The organism is Caballeronia choica (genome assembly GCF_001544535.1).
Taxonomy (GTDB): domain Bacteria; phylum Pseudomonadota; class Gammaproteobacteria; order Burkholderiales; family Burkholderiaceae; genus Caballeronia; species Caballeronia choica.
This window is the reverse complement of sequence record NZ_FCON02000281.1, coordinates 1-5,548: the sequence shown is the minus strand read 5'-3', so window position 1 is coordinate 5,548 and position 5,548 is coordinate 1. Positions and strand designations below refer to the sequence as shown.

At 58.1% G+C, this 5,548-nt stretch carries 3 protein-coding genes and 1 pseudogene; 2 read left to right on the top strand and 2 right to left on the bottom strand.

Annotation, left to right across the window (positions count from 1 at the left end):
• Window positions 1-359: 359 nt before the first annotated feature.
• On the bottom strand, window positions 360-677 hold the full coding sequence (locus AWB68_RS42290; RefSeq protein ID WP_235028817.1) for an IS4/Tn5 family transposase DNA-binding protein: 318 nt from the start codon (window positions 675-677) through the stop codon (window positions 360-362).
• A gap of 570 nt (window positions 678-1,247) precedes the next feature.
• Between AWB68_RS42290 and AWB68_RS42285 the strand changes: the two genes are divergently transcribed.
• Window positions 1,248-3,707 (top strand): membrane-bound PQQ-dependent dehydrogenase, glucose/quinate/shikimate family, encoded by a 2,460-nt coding sequence (locus AWB68_RS42285; RefSeq protein WP_087650083.1) that lies wholly within the window; start codon window positions 1,248-1,250, stop codon window positions 3,705-3,707.
• 110 nt (window positions 3,708-3,817) lie between these two features.
• Here AWB68_RS42285 and AWB68_RS42280 read toward each other — a convergent pair whose 3' ends face one another.
• Entirely contained in the window at window positions 3,818-4,090 is a 273-nt protein-coding gene (locus AWB68_RS42280) for a hypothetical protein (RefSeq protein WP_087650082.1), read from the bottom strand.
• Window positions 4,091-4,274: 184 nt separating this feature from the next.
• On the opposite strand from AWB68_RS42280, the pseudogene AWB68_RS42275 reads away from it, so the two are divergent.
• Window positions 4,275-4,970, top strand: a pseudogene (locus AWB68_RS42275) (IS110 family RNA-guided transposase); the annotation flags it as partial.
• Window positions 4,971-5,548 lie beyond the last annotated feature (578 nt).

Below are 5,548 nucleotides of genomic sequence, written 5' to 3'. Positions count from 1 at the left end.
CGTGCCATTCACGGACCTGCAGCGTCAGGTACTCACGCTCCTCGGCGTCCCAGAGCACGCCTTTCGGTCGCCAGGCTTAGCAACGAAATTCGCGTCATATTGCGTCCTCGACCTGCGGAAAGTAAGTTGAGCAGCGCGATATCGCGTCCATTCGCGCGCAACATGTGGAGCATGCGTATGCGCGCATGCCTGCTCGCGACCACGGGCTAACGGCGCAAGCCGATTCAGGCAATCGGAGCGGACGCAATGTTATAAAGGCGCAGGCAACGGCGACTAGTGTCACAGAGTCTGTCCTTCGTCTTGCGTTGTGATCGGTTCAAGACCGGCGCCCCGGTATTTTTCGTCCTGTATGCATAGCATCACCTCGCGAGTCCCATCCGCTCGGCCGAACTCCGCCAATGTGGCGCCATAATATGGCGCCAGTCCAACTCATTTTGCGCCAGGAACCGGTAAGCCACCGCCGTTTCAGCCCAACCCGCGCATGCACCGGATAGGCTTGCCGTCGGCTTCTCTGCCAACCGCTGCGCAAGCAGCAACGCACGCTTGCTCAGGCGCTGATGACTCAAGTCGACGTCCTTGAATTCTGCCGCTGCCCAGTTCGTTGACGCTGCTTCATGTGTCGACCAAAATGAGAGAGTAAACGACAGCCAACGAAAGTTTACAACCCCGCCCGACATGTCATTAAACGTAAACGAGTGCCTCGTGCGACGACGGCGCCCGGTATGAGTTGTGTGTATTCAAATCGATCAAGATAGGTGCGAAAACGAACGGATACGCCCACGCCACTAAGTAGAATTCAACACATCTGCCGAATAGCTTTCCACGCTCGATTAGCTCGAACGCAGTTAAAACAACCAATACAAGCAAACCGACCGCGTAATGAAACGATCTCCAATAAGAACATCAACTCGCTGACAACGCGGCATCTCCAGAGATCGGAGCGGACTCAATTCGAAATCGTGAGCCCGACTGCAATCACCTTCGATAGCGGCACGTTGGCCTTTCAATTGGCGGAGGCGCCAAAGCGCTGGGACCGGCGTTCTGTGATCCCGTCGAGGCTCGGTCCCCGGTTCCGCGAGGTCGAATTTCGGACGCTGGATTCACCAGCAAAACTGTAATGGGAAAGCCTCTGTGGAGTGACGCTCCGAACAACGCTTAAAGGGCACCGCCTACTGGATTTTCGGCCTCATTGACGCGCTCGTTTCACTTCCGCGAATTCTGCATGATCGTTACGAGGAGAGAAGTTCATGCCACCCCCGACAATCGAAGAAAGCGGCGTTACCCGATTGCCATTACCTCTGTCACGTCCGACGACACAGGGAAGGGGCGTTCCTCGATGGCCGTTGCGTCTGCTCGCAGTATCGTTAGTTTTGCTCGGGTTTGCATTCGTCGCGGGCGGTAGCTGGTTGATCTGGCTCGGAGGTTCCGCGTATTACCTGACCGCAGGCGCTGGCATTGCCGTGTCCGGAGTGCAGCTGTTTCGTCTTCGCAAGTCAGGAGCGTGGTTGTACGCCACCGTATTTTCCGGAACAGTGATGTGGACTGCTTGGGAAAGCGGCCTGGATTACTGGGGTTGGGTGCCGCGCCTTGGATTGATGACCTTCATTAGTTTTTTGCTGGCGCTGTTGTTGCCGATACTGAAGGTTAGGAAGAAAACCGCGTTCACCTTGGCCGGCACGATGGCGGCAATCTTCGTCGTGGCCTTCGTACTCGCCTTCGTGCCCTACAACGTCACATCGGCAGACGGACCGTTTCCGGACAAGCCACTCGTGGCAGCGAAACCCAGCGTCGCACCTCAGCCTGACGGCGACTGGTCAGTTTACGGTCGCGACAATGATGCGACTCGTTACTCGCCTCTAAATGAAATCACACCAAGAAATGTCAGCCAATTGCAGCGAGAATGGGTGTACCGTACCGGCGATTTGCCACCGGCTGGCCAGCGAAACAAATGGGCTGCAGAGACGACACCACTCAAGGTTGGTGACGCGGTCTATCTGTGCTCGGCGACGAACGATCTAATAAGGCTCGACGCAGCGACTGGGCGTGAAGTCTGGCGTTATAAATCACAAGTGAAGTACGAAAACGTACCGTACACCGCGGCTTGTCGTGGAGTCGTGTACTACAAATCGCAGACCACTTCTGCTTCACTCCCATGCAGCCAACGGATCATCGAGGCGACATTGGACGAGCGGCTGATCGCGGTCGATGCCGACACAGGCAAAGCGTGTGAAACGTTCGGCACTCACGGTCAGGTGGATCTCATGGTAGGAATGGGACGGTCTGTGCCCGGTTTTGTTGCTGAACCGTCGCCACCAACCGTAGTCAACGGCGTTATCGTTACGAATCAGGAGGTGCTGGACGGCCAGCGTCGCTGGGCGCCGTCCGGCGTAATTCGGGGTTACAGTGCCGAAACCGGTAAGTTTGTATGGGCATGGGACGTCAAGCGTCCTCACGACCATGCCGAACCTTCGCCAGGCAAGTCTTACAGCCGTGGTACGCCAAATTCATGGACCATAATGGTTGGTGACGACAAGCTTGGGCTTGTATATGTGCCGACGGGCAATTCCGCTGTGGACTACTACAGCGCGTTGCGCTCGCCTGAAGAGAACGCGATTTCTTCCGCAATCGTGGCGCTAGACGCGCGTACCGGCGAATCGCGTTGGGTGTTTCAGACCGTGCACAAGGATGTTTGGGACTACGACATCGCGTCACAGCCTACATTGATCGACTTCCCTGATAAGGATGGCGCCCCGATCCCAGCGATGATCGTTCCTACCAAGCGCGGGCAGACGTTTGTGCTAGATCGACGTGACGGTGCGCCACTGAGCCCGGTCGAAGAGCGTCCGGCACCTGCAAGCGTCCTGGCTGAAGATCCTCTCGCGCCAACCCAGCCATGGTCGGTTGGTATGCCGCGACTCGGATTCGGCAATCTCAGCGAAAGGCAAATGTGGGGGCTGACGCCACTTGACCAGCTCTATTGTCGAATCAAGTTCCGACGCGCACGTTACGAAGGTGAATTTACTGCGCCGAGCCTTACTCGACCCTGGATTCAATATCCTGGGAATAACGGTGGGAGCGAATGGGGGAGCATGGCGTATGACCCGACAACGGGGGTGCTGATCGCCAACTGGAACAACACCCCGATGTACAACCAGTTGCTCACTCGATCTCAGGCTGACACGCGCGGCCTCAAGTCGATCGACGACTCGGCCTTCGACCCGGACGGGGGTGGTTCAGGGGCACAAGCGGAGACACCCTATGGCGTTTCAGTCGGCCCCTTCGTCATGAGATACACGAACTTGCTGTGCAGTGAGCCACCCTACGGAATGACTACTGCGATCGACATGCACACCCGTCAGGTCTTATGGCAGCGCCCCCTCGGCACCGCGCGTGCGAACGGGCCCTTCGGCCTGTCGACTGGCTTGCCCATCGACCTTGGAACGCCGAATAACGGCGGTCCAATAATCACGGCTGGCGGCCTCGTTTTCGTAGCCGCTGCGACGGATAACCTCATTCGCGCGATCGACGTAAAAACGGGCAAGGTCGTTTGGAGCGATGTTCTGCCGACGGGTGGTCAGGCGACTCCCATGACGTATGAAATTAATAGTCGCCAGTTCGTTGTCATTGTTGCGGCGGGCCATCATTTCATGCAGACGCCACCTGGAGATTATGTAATCGCCTACGCTTTACCCAAACGCGGCGGGTGACATCGGCTTGATCTGTCTCGTGCCACGACAGATTGGATTCGGTCGTGGCGCGGCCTGAACGATGCAACAAGAAGCTGTTGCGCCGCCCTCACCCAGCGTCAAGCGTTAAATCATCCGCGCGGCACGCGCTTGCGGCCGCTGGGCACGAGGAGCGCCTGTGCTCGTAACTCCCGCATTGCGCATGCAATCACGCCGGCGAGGCGCCGCACCGCCGCCTTCATCTTCTCTCCGCTGAACCCGCCGAATCCGGGAGCGAGCCCAAGCCGCCAGTTGCCCGCCGAAAACATCGGCGACATTGCACGCACCACCGCTCCGGCGTACACCACGAGCGCCGCCACTTCGCGGTTATCGAGAGCTTGATTGAGCCACGAGACGAGATGCATGCCCTGATCGGCGGGCTACAGGGGGGCTCGCTGGGCTCTTGTCGTTAGAAACTTCCCGGACTCCAAGCGCCGTATCCCATCGGGTACGGCGCCGTCACGCCGTCTATGACGGCGGTCAAGTCGACGGAAATGGCATCCCACGGTTTGGTTCACTCTCTTTCTCGGACAACTTTGTGTCGTTTGACAGCAGCGGCTCAAGTCGTTCCTGCTCGCAAACGATGTACGCTATGCCGGTCATGCCGACTGGGGACCCGCTCACCGACGCTGGGTGAGCCAGTATGCGTTTGGTAGCGAATGGCAACAGTTCGCATTTGAGGAGCTTCGGCGCACGATTGAAGACCGGCTCGCGCAATGCCAGCGCGTTGAAGCCGCCTTGCGTGAGGCAGTGACAGCCTGGCGGTTCTATCCGGCCGTCCTCGGTCTGCAGGCCATGCGCGGTGTGCAGTTCACCACGGCCGTTGGAATGCTCGCCGAACTCGGAGATCTGTCCCGCTTTGACCATCCGCGTCAATTGATGGCGTGGCTCGGCGTCACCCCTTCAGAACACTCATCGGGTGACAAGCGACGGCAGGGAAGCATCACCAAGACCGGCAATAGCTATGCAAGAAAGTTCCTGGTGGAAGCGGCCTGGAGCTACCGGCACCCGGCACGTGTAAGCGCCGACATCCAGCGTCGGCATGAAGGCATTCCCAAGGCCATCATCGATCGCGCTTGGGACGCGCAGGTCCGACTGTGCCGCCGATACCGGGGGCTGGCCGCGCGTGGCAAGAATGCCAATATCACGGTCGTGGCCATCGCCCGTGAACTGTCGGGCTTCATTTGGGACATCGGGCGCCTGGCGATGTCGCTCGCGTTACCTTGTCGCACACAGGCAACCTGATTACGAACCACCACGGCGCTCCCCCCATCGACCCACGAGTTTCCTGAAGGCGGCGTAGCCCGGCTATCGAGTAACCCGCGGCACAACCCCACAACGGATATCACCCGACTTGCGGCTTAAGAATGCGGCAGGCTCATGAGAAGGTCCACTGTAATGCGGTAACCAACCCGCGGATATCAGGATGATCCACCGTCGAGATTTACTGCTACGCCGCCCTCACGAATTTCATTCGCGTATGAGAGCACTGCAAACTACACATTCTGATTGACACGGAAAGTCATATCAGGGTTATTCGATACCTGCCATCGGCCACAGGAATGTGACGGTGCCTCTGCGCGTGTTGGCAGGCGTCGAATAAGCCTTAACGATCAGCGACATTCGGAACGCCACCTAGTACAACATCCCCTCAATAGCTTTAATAATTAGGCTCGTTAATTATCGGGTTGCAAATACGGCTCCAGGAGCGTGACGACCAGTTGTGCCATCTCGTCGAGCGACCCAGCGCCTGGCAGAGGTTCCCAACGTCCACTATGGCTGCGAAAGGCCGCGCCATAACGATTGCGGCCAAGCTCGGTCAG

Excerpts from the sequence above, each read along its gene's own strand:
- AWB68_RS42290 (WP_235028817.1), bottom strand. The coding sequence starts at position 677 with ATGTCGGGCGGGGTTGTAAACTTTCGTTGGCTGTCGTTTACTCTCTCA.
- AWB68_RS42285 (WP_087650083.1), top strand. The coding sequence starts at position 1,248 with ATGCCACCCCCGACAATCGAAGAAAGCGGCGTTACCCGATTGCCATTA.
- AWB68_RS42280 (WP_087650082.1), bottom strand. The coding sequence starts at position 4,090 with ATGCATCTCGTCTCGTGGCTCAATCAAGCTCTCGATAACCGCGAAGTG.